The organism is Rhizobium oryzicola (assembly GCF_030504645.1).
GTDB classification, from domain to species: Bacteria; Pseudomonadota; Alphaproteobacteria; order Rhizobiales; family Rhizobiaceae; genus Neorhizobium; species Neorhizobium oryzicola.
Map to the genome: position 1 here is coordinate 373,725 of NZ_JAUKWQ010000003.1, position 17,626 is coordinate 391,350.

At 59.4% G+C, this 17,626-nt stretch carries 18 protein-coding genes; 4 read left to right on the plus strand and 14 right to left on the minus strand.

What is annotated here, in order from left to right; translation table 11 throughout:
* Positions 1–62: 62 nt before the first annotated feature.
* Entirely contained in the window at positions 63–1,295 is a 1,233-nt protein-coding gene (locus tag Q2T52_RS12375) for an ABC transporter substrate-binding protein (RefSeq protein WP_302077044.1), read from the minus strand.
* A gap of 163 nt (positions 1,296–1,458) precedes the next feature.
* Here Q2T52_RS12375 and Q2T52_RS12380 point away from each other — a divergent pair, with 163 nt between their 5' ends.
* Positions 1,459–2,388, plus strand: coding sequence for a helix-turn-helix domain-containing protein (locus tag Q2T52_RS12380; RefSeq protein WP_436799528.1), 930 nt, complete (start codon positions 1,459–1,461; stop codon positions 2,386–2,388).
* 321 nt (positions 2,389–2,709) lie between these two features.
* On the opposite strand, the gene Q2T52_RS12385 is transcribed toward Q2T52_RS12380, so the two are convergent.
* The 5 genes from Q2T52_RS12385 to Q2T52_RS12405 form a co-directional block, all read right to left on the minus strand.
* Positions 2,710–3,162 carry a pseudoazurin gene (locus Q2T52_RS12385; RefSeq protein ID WP_302077046.1) on the minus strand — a complete coding sequence of 151 codons (453 nt, stop codon included), beginning with the start codon at positions 3,160–3,162 and terminating at the stop codon, positions 2,710–2,712.
* A gap of 126 nt (positions 3,163–3,288) precedes the next feature.
* Complete coding sequence (locus tag Q2T52_RS12390; RefSeq protein ID WP_302077281.1) at positions 3,289–3,984, minus strand: Crp/Fnr family transcriptional regulator; 696 nt, start codon at positions 3,982–3,984, stop codon at positions 3,289–3,291.
* Between the two features lie 159 nt (positions 3,985–4,143).
* A complete protein-coding gene (locus Q2T52_RS12395; RefSeq protein ID WP_302077047.1) occupies positions 4,144–5,052 on the minus strand; it encodes an SUMF1/EgtB/PvdO family nonheme iron enzyme in 909 nt (302 codons plus the stop codon).
* A 134-nt stretch (positions 5,053–5,186) separates the two neighbouring features.
* A complete protein-coding gene (gene nirK, locus Q2T52_RS12400; protein ID WP_302077048.1) occupies positions 5,187–6,323 on the minus strand; it encodes a copper-containing nitrite reductase in 1,137 nt (378 codons plus the stop codon).
* Positions 6,307–6,576, minus strand: a complete 270-nt coding sequence (locus Q2T52_RS12405) for a hypothetical protein (RefSeq protein ID WP_302077049.1) — start codon at positions 6,574–6,576, stop codon at positions 6,307–6,309. The genes nirK and Q2T52_RS12405 overlap by 17 nt, the downstream gene beginning before the upstream one ends.
* Here Q2T52_RS12405 and Q2T52_RS12410 point away from each other — a divergent pair.
* A complete protein-coding gene (locus Q2T52_RS12410) occupies positions 6,575–7,723 on the plus strand; it encodes an NnrS family protein (protein ID WP_302077050.1) in 1,149 nt (382 codons plus the stop codon). The genes Q2T52_RS12405 and Q2T52_RS12410 overlap by 2 nt on opposite strands.
* A gap of 73 nt (positions 7,724–7,796) precedes the next feature.
* Here Q2T52_RS12410 and Q2T52_RS12415 read toward each other — a convergent pair whose 3' ends face one another.
* The 3 genes from Q2T52_RS12415 to Q2T52_RS12425 are packed head-to-tail and all read right to left on the minus strand — an operon-like array spanning position 7,797 to position 9,210.
* Complete coding sequence (locus Q2T52_RS12415) at positions 7,797–8,093, minus strand: metal-sulfur cluster assembly factor (protein WP_302077051.1); 297 nt, start codon at positions 8,091–8,093, stop codon at positions 7,797–7,799.
* Positions 8,077–8,598, minus strand: coding sequence for a DUF2249 domain-containing protein (locus Q2T52_RS12420; RefSeq protein WP_302077052.1), 522 nt, complete (start codon positions 8,596–8,598; stop codon positions 8,077–8,079). Before Q2T52_RS12420 ends, Q2T52_RS12415 begins: the two co-directional genes overlap by 17 nt.
* A gap of 9 nt (positions 8,599–8,607) precedes the next feature.
* On the minus strand, positions 8,608–9,210 hold the full coding sequence (locus tag Q2T52_RS12425; protein ID WP_302077053.1) for a hypothetical protein: 603 nt from the start codon (positions 9,208–9,210) through the stop codon (positions 8,608–8,610).
* Between the two features lie 470 nt (positions 9,211–9,680).
* Between Q2T52_RS12425 and Q2T52_RS12430 the strand changes: the two genes are divergently transcribed.
* Positions 9,681–9,836, plus strand: coding sequence for a hypothetical protein (locus Q2T52_RS12430; RefSeq protein WP_302077054.1), 156 nt, complete (start codon positions 9,681–9,683; stop codon positions 9,834–9,836).
* Between the two features lie 38 nt (positions 9,837–9,874).
* Here the strand turns inward: Q2T52_RS12430 and Q2T52_RS12435 are convergent, their stop codons facing one another.
* Together Q2T52_RS12435 and Q2T52_RS12440 are read right to left on the minus strand one after the other, a co-directional pair.
* A complete protein-coding gene (locus Q2T52_RS12435; RefSeq protein WP_302077055.1) occupies positions 9,875–10,804 on the minus strand; it encodes an aldo/keto reductase in 930 nt (309 codons plus the stop codon).
* Between the two features lie 77 nt (positions 10,805–10,881).
* Positions 10,882–13,098 carry a methyl-accepting chemotaxis protein gene (locus tag Q2T52_RS12440; protein ID WP_302077056.1) on the minus strand — a complete coding sequence of 739 codons (2,217 nt, stop codon included), beginning with the start codon at positions 13,096–13,098 and terminating at the stop codon, positions 10,882–10,884.
* 219 nt (positions 13,099–13,317) lie between these two features.
* On the opposite strand from Q2T52_RS12440, the gene Q2T52_RS12445 reads away from it, so the two are divergent.
* A complete protein-coding gene (locus tag Q2T52_RS12445) occupies positions 13,318–13,665 on the plus strand; it encodes a WGR domain-containing protein (protein ID WP_302077057.1) in 348 nt (115 codons plus the stop codon).
* 42 nt (positions 13,666–13,707) lie between these two features.
* Here the strand turns inward: Q2T52_RS12445 and Q2T52_RS12450 are convergent, their stop codons facing one another.
* Genes Q2T52_RS12450 through Q2T52_RS12460 form a run of 3 tightly spaced genes read right to left on the minus strand, consistent with a single transcriptional unit; the run spans position 13,708 to position 17,449 of the window.
* Positions 13,708–15,996, minus strand: coding sequence for a xanthine dehydrogenase family protein molybdopterin-binding subunit (locus Q2T52_RS12450; RefSeq protein ID WP_302077058.1), 2,289 nt, complete (start codon positions 15,994–15,996; stop codon positions 13,708–13,710).
* Positions 15,993–16,976, minus strand: coding sequence for an FAD binding domain-containing protein (locus Q2T52_RS12455; RefSeq protein WP_302077059.1), 984 nt, complete (start codon positions 16,974–16,976; stop codon positions 15,993–15,995). Before Q2T52_RS12455 ends, Q2T52_RS12450 begins: the two co-directional genes overlap by 4 nt.
* The gene (locus Q2T52_RS12460) at positions 16,976–17,449 is read right to left on the minus strand and encodes a (2Fe-2S)-binding protein (protein ID WP_302077060.1); all 474 of its coding nucleotides are present in this window, start codon (positions 17,447–17,449) and stop codon (positions 16,976–16,978) included. Before Q2T52_RS12460 ends, Q2T52_RS12455 begins: the two co-directional genes overlap by 1 nt.
* Between the last annotated feature and the right edge of the window lie 177 nt (positions 17,450–17,626).

The following is a 17,626-nucleotide window of genomic DNA, read 5'->3' on the forward strand; positions in this document are numbered from 1 at the left end:
GCAATGACATGGAAAAAGAGCCGGATGCCGCATGAGCAGCACCCGGCTACCGGGAGGATTTCTTACTTGTAGACGCGCTTGCGCGTCTTCTCGAGGCGATCCAGAATCTGGTCGACCTTGTCCGGCTTCACCATGAATTCCTGGAAACCTTCCATGCCCGCCTTGGCCATGTCGGCAGGCGCATCACGATCATAGAACTGCGCCAGACCATAGGCGTTGGACAACAGTTCGAAACCAGCCTTAAGGAAGGGATCATCCGACTTCTTCGACTGGTTGTTGACCGGCAGCTGCCCGAGAATATCGTTCATCATGGTCTGCGTTTCCGGCTGAGCGAGATAAGCGAGGAAAACACGCGCGTCGGCCTTATTTTTCGCCTTGGCCGGGATGTGGAAGGATTCCGTTGGTGCTTCCTCGGCAAGCGGCAGGCCGGGGGTGATCTCGGGGAAGCGCAGGAAGCCGATCTGGTCTTCCTTCAGGCCGCCATCCTTCATCGGTGCAACTGCGAAATTACCCATCAGATACATGGCCGCCTTGCCCTGCACCATCTGCGGCACGGCATCCTGCCAGTCGAGACCTGCGTGGTTTTCGATGAAGTAACCAGGCTTAACCAGCTCCGCCCACTTCGCGAACACAGCCTTCACGCGCGGATCGGTATATTCGATCTTGCCTGCGGTCAGATCCATGTGGAACTCGAAGCCGTTGACGCGCAGATCGAGATAGTCGAACCAGCCGCCCGTAGGCCAAAGAGCCTTGGTTCCGATCGTGAAGGGCGTAATACCTGCCTTCTTCAGCTTTTCGCAAGCTGCCAGAAGCTCTGCCCAGGTCTTGGGCGGCTGGATGCCCTGCTTCTCGAATATGTCTTTCCGATAGTAGATTCCCCATTGATAGTAGGAATAGGGGATGCCCCACTTCTTGCCGTCGATTTCCATCGACTTGATCGCAGATTTCAGCTGGCCATCAAGATTGTTGGCTTTCCAGACATCGGTGACGTCATCGAACAGGCCCGCCTTAACGAAGGGGGCCATTCGGTTGCCCGAATACCAGGACACGACGTCCGGTGCATCGGCGGTCAGGAAGTTGCGGATGGCACCTTTGTAACCTTCATGGTCGAAGTTGTTCCACTTCACCTTGATATCGGGATGCTTTGCCTGGAAATCCTTCAGCAAAGCTTCCATTGCCTTTTTCGGCGTCGGGTCTGATTGGTCCGAATTGAGTACAAGTTCGCCGGCATGCGCGCCAGTCAGGCCAAGCGCGTAGCCACAAGCCAGCGCGGTCATCGATTTCCAAAAATTCATCCGATTCCTCCCGAGAATCATGGGTTTACTGCCAGTCGTTATTCAAATTCGGTGCTCGCGACAGCCTCCCTGTGGCGAGCACGACTTGACCCTGATCCAGAAACCCGCAATCTACCTCCGAAATTTCGACTGAAAATTCCGGTTTTCTAAGGTTTCGATTAAAATGGCGCGTCGCCCAAGCTTAGTCGATCATCTGGGGGCAACACCTGTTCACCCTGAACGGGACCCATCCCATCCTCTCGTGGTGTTTGGAGATCATCAATTCTGCGCCGGCAAATTGATGGATGTGCAGAAGATGTCCGGTCCGCACATGCACAGCCAGATCGAGCTCAACTTCGTCCTCAAGGGCGCAATGACCTACTGGTTCGATGGACGAGAGCTGAGTGTCGATGAAGGCCGGCTATGCCTGTTTTGGGGCATGGTGCCGCATCAGGTCATCGATCGCCTGCCGGGAACGCAATTCATCTGCCTCTATGTGCCGATGTCGGCCTTCCTGGGAACGGCCAGTCTCAGCCGATTTCGCGAGGCAGTCTTTCGAGGTTCGGTCATCGAAGCTCTTCACTTGCGGCCCTGGGACAGGGAAGTCTTTCTACGATGGCGTGATGAATTACTGGGTGGAGATGAGAGCGACATTGAAATCGTGCGCTCCGAACTGACCGCGCGGGTGATGCGGATAGAGCGCGAAGGTTGGCGGGACCTGCGCGAGCAAGCCTCTCTTATCCAAAATTCCAATCACCGCGATGCCGATTGGGTCCAGCATGTGGAACTGATGCTGAGGTTCATTGGCGAGCATGCATTGGAGGATATTTCGACCGATGATGTGGGACGCGCGGCAGGCTTGCATCCGAACTACGCCATGAACGTGTTCAAACGGGGCGTGGGCATGACGATCAACCAGGCCATCATCCGCCATCGGCTGGATACGGCGCAGTCGCTGCTGATCTCCACCGATATGCAGGTAACTGAAGTCGCCTACGATTCCGGCTTCAGCTCGCTCTCCGCGTTTTACGAGGCCTTTCACAAGCGGTTTGGCGAAAAGCCGGTCCAGTACCGCAAGCGCATGCGTCAGGGTCATGGTGACCGAATCACATAAAGCAAGCGCCGCACATGCATTTGGTGCGGCGCGTTTTGCTCGTTGCGCGAGTGCCTAGGGTGAGGACCCAATCATATTATTGAAATGGCGCGATGAACGGCCATGATATGCGAGGAGAAGTGCGCTTGAATGGGTCCAGCACCCATTCAAGCGCTTCGACAAAGCAGATCGCAGCCGTTCGCGCGTCCTTTGGATGTGGTCGATCCGGCGAGCTACATCGTTGAAAAGCCTCGCCGATGCAAAAGCATCGCCTCCGTTTTTCGCCTTGTATCTCATCCGGATCGCCTCACACCATTTCAACAAGATGATTGAGTCCTCACCCTAGAGGCCGATCCCGGCCAGAGCCGCTTCAATTCGTTCCTTTGCCTTTTTGGGAAGATCACTGCTGCCCTTGACGGCGGCTAGATTGGCGGGGCTGTCACCCACGGCGATAACGGCTGCCATGCCCATGCCAAGATGCGGCGCGCATTTGACCACATAGGCGCCCGGGACATCGAAGGTCACCTTGATCTCTTCGCTCATCTTGCCCTTGAAAGGCTGTGCAGCTGCCGGCAGGAGATTGGTAACTGCTTCGGCATTGTGGGTCTTATCCGTGGGCACGAATGTCACCGTATCGCCCTTGGCGATCTTGATCGCGGCCGGTTCGAAGACCATGGCCGCACCATCCTTGCCCTTGTTGAGCATCTGTACCTGGTAATCCGCGGCCTGGGCGGCGGTGCCAAGCGCAAGCACCATGGCCACCATGGCTGCGCGGGGAAGAATCTTTGCCAACATGTTTCTGCTCCTTGATGCGGAAGGCGCTGCGCCTTCGTTGAACAGGAGCTTAGCCAAACGGTCGGCTGCTTCTTTGTGCATCCGCAAACAACTTGGCAGGAGGCAAATCCCTGGAATGAAAAGGCATCAGTGCTTCTCGCTGTCCGCCAGGCTCTGCAGGCGCTTCATGTCGCAGACGAACAGCTTCTGGCGGCCGCCTTCCACCAGCCCCTGCCCCTCCCAGGCGCTGAGGATGCGCGAGACGGTGTGAAGCGTCGTGCCAGTCATCTCCGCGATATCCTGGCGGGTGATCGGAAAATCGATGCGGATCTTGCTTGCCTCCGGATTGCCGGCCTGCCGCGCGAGCCGCAGCACCGTGTGAGCCACGCGGCGTTCGACTTCCTGGGTCGACATTTCGCGGATGCGCGTATGCGCTTCCTCAAGCCGCTCGCCAATCGTGTTGAGCGCGCTGACCGCCACATGCGGGCTGCGGTCAATGAATTGCGGCCAGAGTTCCGTTGGCCAGCTGAGCGCAAGGCTTTCACTGACACTGACGGCAGTACCGGGATAATCCGGTCGCCGCAGCGCACGGGCAAAACCGAAAAGATCGCCCGGATGAACGACGCGCACAATAATCTGCTGACCGTCCGCTGTAACCTGCGTCACCTTCAGGCGACCGTGGATGAGCATGAAGAAATGGGTCGCCGCTCCTCCCTGTTCAAAGAAGGCTTCGCCCGCGGACGCCCGACGGCTGACGGCCAGCGAGAGCAGATGCTCGACGTCGGCATCCGCCATTTTCTCGAACATGGAAAAGGAGCGCACAACGCTTTTATCGATCTTCAAGGTCACCAGTCCCGCCAGCCAAAGTGAAGCAGGAACGGCAGGACGAGCGCCACTCAGGCCTTTCCGGTCGCATCTGCCAGCTCCCCATTTCAGCAATGCCGCATGAAGCTTCGGCTTGAATTGATCCACAGCAAGACTGGGCGAAATTTTGGCGCCACCTTACCGCATCGGCAGGCGGTCGTTCAGCCGCAGCAGCAGAACTGCATACCAGCGGTCGTCCCTCACGAGACGAAAGCCGAGATTGGCAGGCGGCGTACCCACCGCGCAACCACCGGACTTGGGGTCTCGCACGAAGGAGCTCATCGGTGCGCGGTGTTGGCCAACAGTCACATAAATTCCGCAGCGCTTGTCGGAAGCGGCGATTTTTCCACCCGCCGCCATATCGACGCGGCGGTGACAGGTGGATGTCCATTCCCAGACATTGCCTGCAAAATCCGCAAGCCCAAATTCATTTTCCCCAAACGTGCCGGCTTGCTTTGGAAGTGGATCCGACAGGCTTTTCCGGCGCGTTTCGCGATCGTAGTCGGCAAGCCAGCGCAGTGCGGGATTGCGGTTATCGGGATCTATGCCAAGCGCGTCATCGGGAAATTTCGAGCCCGCAGCAAAAACCGCCTGCTCATGCGTCGGCAGTGACCAGACCGCTCCTGTCTGCTGCGTCAGCCAGCGGGCGTAGCGCGTCGCATCGTCGAAACTGACACCGGTCACGGGCCGGTCAAGGCCGTGGCGATGCTGCTGATCCGGCGCCTCGCAGACGCCCGCCTCCACGCAGCGGCCATAATCTTTCTCGCTGACCTGGTATTTCATGATCGAGAATTGCGGCGACCGGATCGTCACCTTCGGCGCATCCACCGCAAATCCATCTTTATAGAATTCGCCATCCTGCCGATAAGTCACGTCATGCGCGGGTATAGTAACTGTGTGCGGACTTGGGATAACGCCCGCCGGCAAGGGCTGCAAGATGAGCCCTGCGACTTTCACCGCGGAAACGGCAAGCCCCGCCAAAATTATCAGCGGGAGAAGGAGGGTGCCCAGCGGCACATCCTGCGAAAATGCGGTGGCGGTCTTCATGATGGAAACCTCTAGCAATTGCCGGAGATGTGCCCGCCGTTATCGCATTAAGACGATCACGGCGGGCACCCGAGATGCAATCCGGCGAATTGGCGAGGCTGGAGCCTTCATCGCCGGAACGGCATCTTGTCGCGTCAATGGGTATTGGGCGAAACGAGCGCCGTCATCAGGTCGTTGTTCCACTCGCCTTCGACTTTAAAGTGGGCTGCCGCACCCTTCTCAAAGGCTTCGATCAGGTTGTGGTTGACGTAGGCGTAGATGCCCGGCTGATGGAACGTATAGAAGGCGGCACCTGCTGCACCTCCCGGAATGAACCAGGTTTCCTGATCGAGTTCCGGCGGGTTGGCGAACTTGCCGGTCGCCCAGACATAATCACCATGGCCGCCAATCAGGTGGGGCCGGGTATCGCGGTTGGCCTGCGAATGCAGAATGAGCACACGTTCTCCCACCTTTGCCTTCAGGGCATTTTCGCCTGTCAATGCGCCCACCGCGCCGTTGAAGACGATATGGCTCGGCGTCAGTGTCTTCATGACCTCCAGCACATCGGCATAGGCATCGCCATGGCTGTCATACTTGCGGTAATTGCCCTTCTCGTCGAGGGGCACATAGAAGTCCTGCTCACCGACATAGTAGACGCGGTCATAGTTAAGTTCGTTGCCCTTGTGATCCTTCAGCCCGTCACGCGGCAGTACCATGATCGCGCCATTCATGCCCGATGTGACATGCCAGGGAACCATGCCGGGAGGTGCGCAGTGATAGACGAAGACGCCAGCCTTGGTGGCCTTGAAGCGCATGACGGCCTTTTCGCCGGGGTTGACGACGGTGAGCGCACCGCCACCCAGCGCGCCCGTGGCGGCGTGGAAGTCGATATTGTGCTGCAGCGTATTGGTTTCCGGATTGACCAGGGTCAGTTCAACATAGTCATCCTGATGCACCACGATCATCGGTCCGGGCACAGAACCGTTGAAAGTCATGGCATGGACTTCCGTGCCGGCCTGATCCACAACGATCTTCTTTTCCTCGATTGTCAGCGTGACTTCATAGATCTTGGGGCCGCCTTGAGCCTTCTGCGTATGGGCATGCACGAAGGGCGGCTTGACCAGTTCGATCTTTACACGCTCCAGCTTTGAAAGTTCTGCAGCGATCTCCTTGACCGACTTCGGCTGCGGGGCAGCGGTCGCAACCGTTGCGGCCACCATAGGAGCCATTGCTCCTGCGAATGCGGCTCCGGCAAGCATTGTGCGCCGAGTAACTTCAAACTTGTTGCTCATCGATCTTCTCCTGCTCTGAGCGAACGTGAAACCGTTTTGTTGAGAGAATTTCTACGCCCGGCCGTAAAGACGATCTTTGCGTTGGAACAATATTCGACCTGGTTTCCGCCTCTCTTTTTGCGCTTCCGCAAAGAACAAGCGCATCGGGAATTTCATCTTCTTCAAAAATACGGAGATGACCCATGACCAAAACTTCGCAACGCTCAATTTCAAAATCAGGAGGGCAGCCAAGAGGCATGGCGAGCCGCGGCATGATTCTGTTTTCCTACGGATTTCGCCCGTTCTTTCTTGGTGCTGCCGCCTTTGCTTTCGCAGCGATGATACTTTGGCTGGCGGCACTCTTTCACGGGTTGCCAACTGGCGGCGATTACGGTTCAAGAGCTTGGCACGGCCATGAAATGCTATTTGGCTTTGCATCGGCCGTTCTTGCGGGCTTCCTGCTGACGGCGGTGCCGAACTGGACCGGACGACTGCCGGTCAGCGGCCCTCCCCTTCTCTATCTCTTTCTGCTGTGGTGCGTCGGCCGCGTCGTCATGGTCGCCATTCCGCTTGTCGGAGCCGTGCCGGCAGCTGTGCTGGACAGCCTCTTCCTGCCGGCCTTGCTCACCATCTGCCTCAGGGAAATCATCGCGGGGCGCAAGTGGAAGGATTTGAAGGTGGCGGCGGGGCTCGGTGCGTTGACGCTCGCCAATCTCTGCTTTCATGTCGAAACGCTGCGCACCGGCGGAGCAGACACCTCAACTCGCTTGGCACTCGCGGCCTACACGACACTGATCATCATCGTTGGCGGGCGCATTCTACCGAGCTTCACGCGCAACTGGCTGGCAAAAACTGGCAGAACCGATTTCCCGACCGCCTATAACCGCTTCGACGTCATCGTGATCCTTGCCTCGGTTCCGGCATTAGCAAGCTGGGTTCTGGCTCCCGCCTCCATGGCAACCGCCGGGCTCGGGCTGCTCGCTGCATTCCTGCAGGCTGGCCGCCTCTATCGCTGGCGGGGATGGACGACGATGGGCGAACCCATTCTCGCGGTTTTGCATCTCGCTTACGCGTTCGTCATCCTCGGGTTCTTTGCCATCGCAGCCACGGCAGTCAATCTCATGGAGGCCATTTCGGCATTGCATCTGATGGCTATCGGTACGGTTTCGACCATGATGTTGGCGGTGATGACGCGTGCAACGCGGGGTCATACGGGACGAGAACTCAACGCATCGCGTCTGACCTGCCTTGGCTATCTGGCGCTCTTCGCCTGCGCGATCGTCCGACCGCTGGCGGGATGGCTGCCGGATCATGCGCCGATGATCTACGAGCTTGCCGGATTGCTGTGGCTGCTGACAAACATCGCCTACCTGATCGAATATGGCCCGATGCTGGCGACCCGGCGGCGCTCTCCGCTCTGAAGCTCGGTCAAATTCATCAGCAAAAACCCGCAGCGTTTGCCCGCTGCGGGTTCTTTTGTTGCCAAAAGAGTTGTCAGCCGCTTTGGCGCATGCGCTCCGGTGTCCAGAGCGGATCATAGGTCAGCGCGACGGAAACCTGCGGGGCGATCCCGGCTGCCTCCAATGCGGCACGCACCGCGTCCAGCAGGAAGCCGGCCATCGGGCAGCCGCGTGTCGTCGTTGTAATGATAACGGCCAGTGTCTGGTCGCTACTCAAGCTGATGTCGTAGACGAGGCCGAGGTGGACAATGTTCATGCCGACTTCCGGGTCTTCCACCTGGCTCAGCACCGCTTCCGTTCTTGCAAGCCAGTCGTCAGCCACGGTCATCATTGCTCTCTCCCCGGCGCACCAGCATGCGGAACGTTTCACCGCTCTTGTCGCGATTGCCGACCCATTGGTGACCACGGCGAACGAGTTCCGGAAACAGGAAAACAGGCTCGCGGGCGAGAACGACAAAGAGCACGTCGCCCACCGCCATCCCTTCCAATTCGGCCAGGATGCGGATCATCGGCTGCGGCGGGTCGAGATCCGACAAGTCCAGCGAAAGCACCGGCTCCGCCCAATCGTCCACGGATGCTACTTCGTCGGAGGATAGCAGCGCAGGCTTGACCGGGCTGAACAGCACTTCAAAGCTGCCGTCGCCGAGATCATTGACCATATGCTCGAACCCCTTGCGGCTCATCACCGTGAAGAGCGGATCAGGGCGGAAGGGCGCCAAAAGCCGCAAGCCCTGACCGGGTGCCAGGGCCTCCGTTGCCGCCATAATGTGCTGGAAGGGTCCGACGCTGCTCGCGATCAGCGGGCGAACATCCAGCTCCCGAAATGCCTGTGTCATCGATGCCTCCTAAGTGGACTGAAGTTGCTGATGGGAATGACCGGCGCGCACGCGCAGATGTTCCGGCACGTAGAAAAGTCGGCGTGCGCGGATAAATTCGAGAACGAGGCCGATGACCATCAGGAGCTGGACGCCCGCCGCGACGCGGAACAACAGCGTCAGGCCGAGACCAAGAGCGAGCGCGCCGCCGAAGACGGCAAGGTAATAGCCGATCATCAGTGACAGGCTATGGCGCTCGCGCACCAGATCCTGCACCGTGGGCACGTCGCGGCGTCCCATTAGGCTGCCATAGGTCTTGAGCCACGTCAGGAAGGAAATGATCTTGTAGAGCTGTGCCAGCCCGAGACCCGTCAGCCAGCCCATCAGAAGAAGATAGAAGCCGGCCACCGCCAGCCCGGCGGAAACCGGTAGCCAGAGGGCAGCGCAGACAAGCGCCAGCGCAATAAGGAGCCACGGCACGGAGATCAGCGCGCCGAGCGAATTGGCTTCCAGAACCTTCCGCCGCCGCGACTTCACCATGCGCCACAGATCCACCTCGTAAGAAAGGGCAGTGAAAAGCGCGCAGAGCGCGGCCAGCTGCATGCTTGCCAAGCTGAGCGCGACGCTCGTCATGGCAAGATAGCGCGTGAGCTGCCCCCAAGGGGCGCTGCTCCGGTGCCAGCATGAACATCGCAAGAAGACGATAGCTGACGCCGATCGCGGCAAGCGTCATCCAGCCGAAGGCGCCGAAGCCGGCATGCAGACCAAGGCCGCCAAGGGTCAGCGGTGGCAGCCAGCCGGTCAAGGTGGATGCGCGCTTTTGCAAACATGTCGCGGTAGATCAGCGACATCACCAGAAAAGCGATCAGCAGCACCTTAAAGACCGCGAGCTCGCTCCAGATCAAAATCCAGAGCAGGAGACCCGGCTCCGCTCGTTCTAGATCCCGTCCATCGGTGACCGCCATGGCGTGGTTCTCCCGTTACGTCGTGGTAAGACCAGATACGGCAAAGGCAAACGCAGCTCTTTGCGCGGGCACAAAGAAGATTCACCCCCAGGAGCGTAGAACGCGCACTGCTGGCGGAATCAAAGAATGGAGAATGCCATGACGGACGCGCAGATAGGGCTTGCGATCACCACGCCGCTGCTGATCGGTTTTTCCGTCATGCTATACCGAATGGGCGTTTTGCAGCGCTACAGCCTGGTCACTGCGCTTGCTGCGTCCTGCGCGATCTGCGGCATTCTCTATCTGCAGCAGTAAAGCGGAGGCCGCCTTTGGCCAGCCTCCGCCTATGACCGTCAGGGCAGCGTGTAACCCGCCGCCGTGAAGAGGCGATACCATTCCTCGCGTGTCAGCTCGATATCGGCTGCCTTGGCGCAATCCTTGACGCGGGTGAGATTGGTTGTGCCCAGCACCACCTGGATGCGGGCGGGATGGCGCAGGATCCACGCGATGGCAATGGCGCTGGGGGTCACGTCATATTTCTTCGCGAGTTCATCCAGCACATCGTTGAGAACAGGATAATTCTCGCGGTCGCCAACGAACACGCCTTCGAAAAAGCCCTTCTGGAAGGGCGACCACGCCTGCAGGGTGATCTTCTCGCGCCGGCAGTAGTTTACCAGCTCGCCGTCGCGATCCACTGATTGCTCCAGCCCGGCCATGTTGGCGGCGATGCCCGACGCGATGGAGGGTGCGTGAACGAGACTGAGCTGGATCTGGTTGACGATCAGCGGCTGGTTCAGCGCGGTTCGCAGCAATTCGATCTGACCGGGCGTATGGTTGGAAACGCCGAAGTGGCGTACCTTGCCCGTTCGGTGGAGCGTGTCGAAAGCGTCTGCGACCTCTTCCGGTTCCACCAGCGCATCCGGGCGGTGCAAAAGGAGAATATCGAGGTAATCCGTTTTCAGCGCTGCGAGAGACTTGTCGACGGTGTCGAGGATGTGCGCCTTGGAGAAATCAAAGAAGCCTTTGCGAATGCCGACCTTGCTCTGAATGATCAGCTCCTGCCGTTCCGAAGGCGTCAACGCAACAGCCTGACCAAAACGCTGCTCGGAGCGGTGGCGTTCGCCTCCATAGATATCGGCATGATCGATGATGTTGATGCTGGCTTCTCTCGCTGCATCGAACAGGGCACGGATGTCTCGGTCTTCCAGACCAGCAATACGCATCATGCCAAGAATGATGCTGGACGCCTGGATACCGGAACTCGATAGCTCGATCTTCTTCATGTCTTCCTCCCGCCCCCAAAAATGGATGCGCGGCCTGTATAAGGCCGCGCACAAGAGAATGCCAGTCCTATAGCTTGTCAGCCAAAGCGTCTTTGACGCTGCCAATCGGTATGGGCGTGGCTCTGGCTAGAGCCGGCGCCGGTCTGGAACTTGCCAACGAGAGCGAACAGCGCGTCAGCTTCCTGCGCCAGAGAATGACTCTCGGCGGTCGACTCTTCCACCATGGCCGCATTTTGCTGCGTGCCCTGATCCATCTGCGAGACTGCCTGATTGATCTCCTTGATGCCGACTGATTGTTCGCGCGATGCTTCGACGATGGACAGCACGTTGACGCTGATTTCCTTAACTTGCTCGACAATCTGACCAAGAGCCTGTCCGGTTTCGCCCACAAGGCTCACGCCATTCGTCACGTGTTCGCCAGACTTGGCAATTAAGGTCTTGATATCTTTTGCAGCACTGGCTGACCGTTGCGCCAGTTCGCGAACTTCCTGGGCAACGACCGCGAACCCCTTGCCGGCATCACCGGCACGAGCTGCTTCAACACCGGCATTGAGCGCCAAAAGGTTTGTCTGGAAGGCAATTTCATCGATCACGCCGATAATGTTGGAAATCTCGTTCGAGGACGCTTCGATCGCATTCATCGCTTCGATGGCTCTTGAAACAACAGTGCCCGAATGCTCCGCATTTTTACGGGTAGACGTGACCAGTCGGCCTGCTTCCTCTGCACGGCGTGTGGTGTCGGCCACCGTTGTCGTGATTTGTTCCAGCGCGGCTGCCGTCTCTTCCACAGAGGCGGCCTGCTGCTCGGTACGCTTGGCCAGATCTTCTGCAGAGGCGCGGATCTGGCTGGAGCCTGCAGCGATCGTCTGCGCGTTACCGCTGACATGGAGGATGGCGTCGTCAAGGCGTGCGATGGCGACGTTGAAATCGACGCGGATCTTGTCCAGGCGCGCTGCGAACGTGTCCTGGATGCGATAGTTGAGGCGGCCATCGGCCAAGGCACCAAGTCCTGCACCGAGGCTATCGACTGCGAACTGCACCTCGGCGGCATCCTGCGCCTGCTGGCGCTCCCGCTCTACGCGCTCCCGCTCCAGCTCAGTACGACCGGCCTCCGTTTGCGCTTCAAGCTTCAGCTTTTCCTGCGCGTTTTCACGGAACACAGCCACCGATTTCACCATGTCTCCGATCTCGCTGCGATCGGCTGCGATATCGAGATCTGCATCTGCACGACCAGCCGCGAGCTGGCGCATGGTTTCGACGATGCGGCCCACCGGCCGGGTGATCGAGCGGGTGACGATGGTTGCCAGCAGCCCAACGAGAGCCAGCACGCCAAGCGATGTCAGGATCGAAATGATCAGCGCATTTCTTTCCGAGGCTGCCTTGTCTGAGGCGAAGAGGGTGAGCTCCGAACCGACCTTGTCTTCAACGCCCTTGAGCGCGTTGATGCGATCCGTAGCAGCCTTGTACCAGTCTTCTCCTTTGACGTCCTTCAGTGAACCACCAAAGGCGCTTTTCAGCGCGATGGCGCGCTGGGCCTCCACGAGACGCGCGGCATCACCCGTCAGGGCATCCTGCAGGGCGGCGCGCCCGGCAGCAGTGGCGTAGCTGTTGAAGTCGGAAAAGTACGTGTTCTGGATCGCGGCAAACTTGACGAATAGCTGATAGCTCTCGGCGCTGAAGCTGCCGCTGGCAAAAGCTGCCGTACCAATCGTACGCTCCTGCCCAGCTCGCTCTTTACCCTGGAGCAAGGCGGAATACGCCACGATCCGGTTCGAAATCACACTGTCGGTGGTGAGGGTACTCATCGACTCGATCAGCTTGATCAGGCTACCGATCGTATCGGCAAAATAGGCAGCAACGTCCGGAACATTGGCTTTGAGCGCGGAGATATCCGTTCTCATGGCCTGAAGCCGGTCAACCCTCGCCTGTGCCTGCACCGCAAGGCTTCTCAATGCTTCGCCACCAACGCCACCGTCCGCCGTCAATTTCATCGCTGCAAAGCGTGCCAGTGCAGCGTCGGTCACTGTCCGCTGCTTTTCCAGCAACAGCGCAAATTCCCCTTGGCCATTTGCACCGAGGAAGCCGGCAGACGCGCCGCGCTCTTTCTGCACCTCATGAACAAGGCCGCCGATCACAGGTGCCATGGCCGAGATTTCCGCCACGGCTTGCGCCTGTGAAACAGCGGCCAGCCTTTTAACATTGTCCTGAACAACGGCCCCGAGCAGAGCAAGCGTCGGGATCGCCGCAACAATGATGATGCGGCTGCTGATTTTCATATTACCGATGATGCTCACCTGATACCTCAGTCTATGGTGTGGGGTCAGGCACACCAAGCCAGGCGCATGCATGACAATTATCAAATTCCACAGCCCGAACTAAGGCTTATTCATTGAAAATGTATTAGTTTGTCAGAAAATTCGGCATCTCGCGCCTAATTTTTCAGCAATCACCGCGTGCAGATCCGCTCGACACAGCGTCGTTAAGCCCGCTTTTGTGGGTTGCGACAATCTGCAATGATCAATCCCATGAATCCAAACGGCACTATCGATTCATATTTGTCGTTAGACGCGTGGCTGGCCTGTGGCGATGATTCCGGCATGGCCCAGCACCTCTATCAAATCCGGATCGAGCGTATTGACCGAAGCTGTAATATGGCGCGGTTCTATTACCTGTCGCTACAGAGGGATCTGTTCGGCGCGGTCTGCGTGGTCAGAAACTGGGGCCGGCTTGGAACCGGCGGACAAAGCTGCACGGATATCTATGACAGCGAACAGAAGGCCATTGCGGCACTTCTTGCCCTGTTGCGACAGAAACTGAGAAAGGGCTACCGGTTTCGCGCCACGGCGGCAGCCTTGCATTGACGGCAGCGGACGGCGGCGCCCTGTCGGACGCCGCCGGTATTGTTAGAGGATCTTGTCGAGGGTAAGCGGCAGATCGCGGATACGTTTGCCGGTCGCGTGGAAGACGGCATTGGCAATAGCAGGCGCCACGCCGACAATGCCCACTTCACCCACGCCCTTGCCGCCCAGAACCGAGGCTTCCAGATCCGGTTCACCGACGGAGATCACCTCGATATGCGGCACATCCGCATTGGTCGGGACCAGATAGTCGCCGAGATTGTTGTTGATGACACGACCATTGCGCGGATCGATCAAGCCTTCTTCCAACAGAGCCTGGCCGATGCCCATGATGATGCCACCGCGCCACTGGCTTTCGGCGAGCTTCGGATTGTAGATGAGGCCGCAATCGAAGGCGGAGACGATGCGGGAAACCCTTACAGTCCCGAAATCCTCGTCCACCTTCACCTCGACGAAGTGAGCACCCCAGCTGTGGACGGAAAAGTCCGTCGCCGTTGGCCCCTGCACATTCGCCATGGTGGTCCAGAACTTGTTGGCGTCTGCCGGCTTGGTTCCCTCCGGCAGCGTGTCGCGCCGCACTTCCAGGCTTTCCCGCCGCACTTGGCGGAGGAATGTCGCGAAATCGAGCGCGGGTCCATCACCGATCGAGGTGGTAATGCGACCGTTCTCGATGGAGAGCGTATTCGCCCCCGTCTCGCGGAAGGGTGAACCCTCCTCTGTCAGTGCCAGCGCGATCAGTTCTTCGCGCGCAGCGACGGCTGCCTTGTGGACCGCGCCCGTTATCGAAGATGCGAGCATGGAACCGCCTGCCACGGGGGCGCCGGCCCAGAGTGAATCCCCAAGCTTCACATCCACGAGGTCGACGGGCACGCCAAGCGCATCGGCTGCAGTCTGGGCGACGATCGTGTAAGTGCCCTGCCCCATGTCGATCGAGCCGCTTTCCACTTCGACCCGACCATTCGGCAGGATGCGGATCAGCGCTTCCGCGCTGTTGCGCAAATTGGGGAAGGTGCCGCAGCCAATACCCCAACCAATCAGCGTGCGCCCTTCCTTCATGGATCGCGGCGCATGGCTGCGGCGCGACCAGCCAAAGCGTTCCGCTCCCGTTTCAAGGGCTTCACGCAGCCGTCGCGAAGACCAGGGCTTGCCTGACTGGTAGTCATGGTCTGCGTAGTTCTTCAGACGCAGTTCCAGCGGGTCCATGCCGAGCTTGTAGGCAAGCTCGTCCATGGCGCTTTCGATGCCGAAGGCGCTCGGGTTCTTGCCTGGAGCGCGCAAGGCGCCTGGGGTCACAGTGTTGGTTTTGACAAGCGTATGGCTTGAGCGGAAGTTCTCCACCGCGTACATCAGCGGGGTTGCCGCTTCGGTCTGTTCGGTGAAATCGGCATAGGTCGATGTTTCGTTGGCACCGTCCACGATGATCGCCTGAAGCTTGCCGTCCTCGCTCGCACCGAGCTTGAGCGTCTGCTGCGTCGAGGCACGCCCGCCATAGGCGGTAAAGCCCTGCGAGCGGGTGACCGCCAGTTTCACAGGGCGCTGCAAGACCTTCGCCGCAAAGATTGCCACCGCACCGTAGAAGTAAGGTGCGCCTTTGGAGCCGAAGCCGCCGCCGATGAAGGGCGAGATGACGCGGACATTCTCCAGCGGCAAGTCGAACCATTCCGAATACATGCGCGCCATGCCATGCGTCCACTGGCTGGGCTCCCAGACGGTCAACTGGTCGCCGGACCACTCGGCAATCAGGCCATGCGGCTCGATCGGCACGTGGTATTCGCGCGGTGTGCGATATTCCGCCTCCACCTGCACGGCGGCACCAGCAAAGGCCGCCTCCGCATCGCCCCACTTCACGGCCATCTGGTCGAGAGATTTGCGGTTGTTTGCCTTGGGATCGAAGAGATCGACCACCACGGCACCCTCTTCATACTCCACCTTGACCAGTCGTGCCGCTTCGGCCGCCTGTTCGATGGTTTCTGCGATGACAGCCGCGATCGCCTGGCCGTTATAGGTCACGTCCAGAGACAGCGGATGATAGGGCACGATCTCCGGGCGGTTGCCGCCCCAGTCACCGGATACCAACAGGCCCATCTCGGTCTGCGGCGTGATCACCAACCGCACGCCGGGTGAGGCTTCCGCCGCGCTCGTGTCGATCGATACGACACGGCCCGCGCCAATGGTGGCCGGTACCAGAACTGCATGGGCCACATTCTCGACCGGCTGTTCCAGCGCATAGGTCGCGCCGCCGGTAATTTTCAAACGACCGTCCAGTCGCGACAATCTGCTGCCGACGGCGCTGTCGGAGGCGCTGCCATGCTTGCGAGGTTCCATCAGGGTCATGCCAGACCTCCCACTGTCAGGATGGCACGCGCGACGACCCGCGGCACCAGATCGATCTTATAGGCGTTGTCGCCATGGGCGACCGCACCTTCCACGGCCAGACGCGAGGCCTCGCGAACCGTATCTTCCGTCAGTGTCTTGCCAATCAGTGCCTGTTCAACGGCGCGTGCGCGCCATGGCTTAGTCGCGACGCCGCCCAGTGCGACCCGGATGTCCCGGATCGTTCCGCCATCAGCCTCAAGTTCCAGTCCGACAGCGGCACTTGCCGCCGCAAACTCGTAGGACTGGCGATCGCGCACCTTGAGATAGAGCGACTTGCGCGCCGCAGGCGTGGCAGCGATGCGGATGCCTGTGATGATCTCACCCGGCTGCAGAACCGTTTCCCGATCCGGCGTATCGCCCGGCAGGAGGAAGAAGTCCTCGATGCCAATTTCGCGGCCGGTCAATTCGATCACGGCATCAAATGCCGTCAGAGCGACGGCCAGATCACCGTGATAGGTGGCAATGCAATGCTCGCTCACGCCAAGAACGGCATGATTGCGGGTGACGCCACCGAGCGCCGAACAGCCGGAACCGGGGTTGCGCTTGTTGCAGGCGGGGAAGGCAGCCGGATCACGGAAATAATTGCAGCGGGTTCGCTGCAGCAGATTGCCGCCGATGGTCGCCATGTTGCGCAGCTGCGCGGACGCAGCCAGCGACAGGGATTGCGTGACCGCCGGGAAATACTGTTGTAATTCAGCGTGTTCGGCCACGTCGCTCATGCGAGCAAGCGCGCCGATCTTGACGCCTCCATCCGTGACTTCGATCTCGCCGAAGCCCGTCAGCTTGCTGATATCGACAACCGCTTCCGGCTCCGTCACGCCGCATTTGGCGAGATCCAGCAGTGTCGTTCCACCCGCGATCAGCAGTGCGCCGGCCGCTTTAGCGCGGTGAGCTGCGTCCTCAAGAGAGGCGGCTAGACTGTAGGAAAATTCCCGCATCACACCGCCTCCGCTGCCTGTCGCACCGCGGCGACGATGGAATTATAGGCCCCGCACCGACAGAGATTTCCGGACATGTATTCGCGGATTTCCGCCTCTGAACCCGCATGCCCTTCCTTGATGCAGGCAACGGCGGACATGATCTGGCCCGGCGTGCAATAGCCGCACTGGAAGGCATCGTGCTCCAGGAATGCCTCTTGTACCGGATGCAGCGCTCCATCCGCGCCGGCCAGTCCTTCAATGGTTGTGATCTCAGCACCTTCCGCCTGGGCGGCGAGCGTGAGACAGGAGAGAACGCGGCGACCATCGACAAACACCGTGCAGGCGCCGCATTGCCCCTGGTCGCACCCCTTCTTCGTCCCCGTCAGATGCAGGTGTTCGCGCAGAGCGTCGAGCAGCGTAACACGCGGCTCAACGTCAAGGGCATGCGATTGCCCGTTGATTTTTAGATTCAACGAAATTGGATCTGTCATCACAGCTCCTCATGTGTGAGACTACAGTGGTTCGCAGCGGATGCGCCTCGCATCAGGCACTGCTTTCGAATGGCGTGTCGAGCCTCGCGGAATATTTCTCCATGACATCCGACCGGCTTCTGGACTAAAACGGCAATAGGCAACCTCAATCGGAGGCGCCTCCGTTTAACTTAGGCT

Coding starts and splice junctions, on each gene's coding strand:
- Q2T52_RS12445 (WP_302077057.1), top strand. CDS start 13,318: ATGATCAATCCCATGAATCCAAACGGCACTATCGATTCATATTTGTCG.
- Q2T52_RS12450 (WP_302077058.1), bottom strand. CDS start 15,996: ATGACCCTGATGGAACCTCGCAAGCATGGCAGCGCCTCCGACAGCGCC.
- Q2T52_RS12435 (WP_302077055.1), bottom strand. CDS start 10,804: ATGAAGAAGATCGAGCTATCGAGTTCCGGTATCCAGGCGTCCAGCATC.
- Q2T52_RS12430 (WP_302077054.1), top strand. CDS start 9,681: ATGACGGACGCGCAGATAGGGCTTGCGATCACCACGCCGCTGCTGATC.
- Q2T52_RS12420 (WP_302077052.1), bottom strand. CDS start 8,598: ATGACACAGGCATTTCGGGAGCTGGATGTTCGCCCGCTGATCGCGAGC.
- Q2T52_RS12425 (WP_302077053.1), bottom strand. CDS start 9,210: ATGACGAGCGTCGCGCTCAGCTTGGCAAGCATGCAGCTGGCCGCGCTC.
- Q2T52_RS12455 (WP_302077059.1), bottom strand. CDS start 16,976: ATGCGGGAATTTTCCTACAGTCTAGCCGCCTCTCTTGAGGACGCAGCT.
- Q2T52_RS12380 (WP_436799528.1), top strand. CDS start 1,459: ATGGCGCGTCGCCCAAGCTTAGTCGATCATCTGGGGGCAACACCTGTT.
- Q2T52_RS12375 (WP_302077044.1), bottom strand. CDS start 1,295: ATGAATTTTTGGAAATCGATGACCGCGCTGGCTTGTGGCTACGCGCTT.
- Q2T52_RS12405 (WP_302077049.1), bottom strand. CDS start 6,576: ATGCCGCGGCTCGCCATGCCTCTTGGCTGCCCTCCTGATTTTGAAATT.
- Q2T52_RS12460 (WP_302077060.1), bottom strand. CDS start 17,449: ATGACAGATCCAATTTCGTTGAATCTAAAAATCAACGGGCAATCGCAT.
- nirK (WP_302077048.1), bottom strand. CDS start 6,323: ATGAGCAACAAGTTTGAAGTTACTCGGCGCACAATGCTTGCCGGAGCC.
- Q2T52_RS12410 (WP_302077050.1), top strand. CDS start 6,575: ATGATTCTGTTTTCCTACGGATTTCGCCCGTTCTTTCTTGGTGCTGCC.
- Q2T52_RS12385 (WP_302077046.1), bottom strand. CDS start 3,162: ATGTTGGCAAAGATTCTTCCCCGCGCAGCCATGGTGGCCATGGTGCTT.
- Q2T52_RS12395 (WP_302077047.1), bottom strand. CDS start 5,052: ATGAAGACCGCCACCGCATTTTCGCAGGATGTGCCGCTGGGCACCCTC.
- Q2T52_RS12415 (WP_302077051.1), bottom strand. CDS start 8,093: ATGATGACCGTGGCTGACGACTGGCTTGCAAGAACGGAAGCGGTGCTG.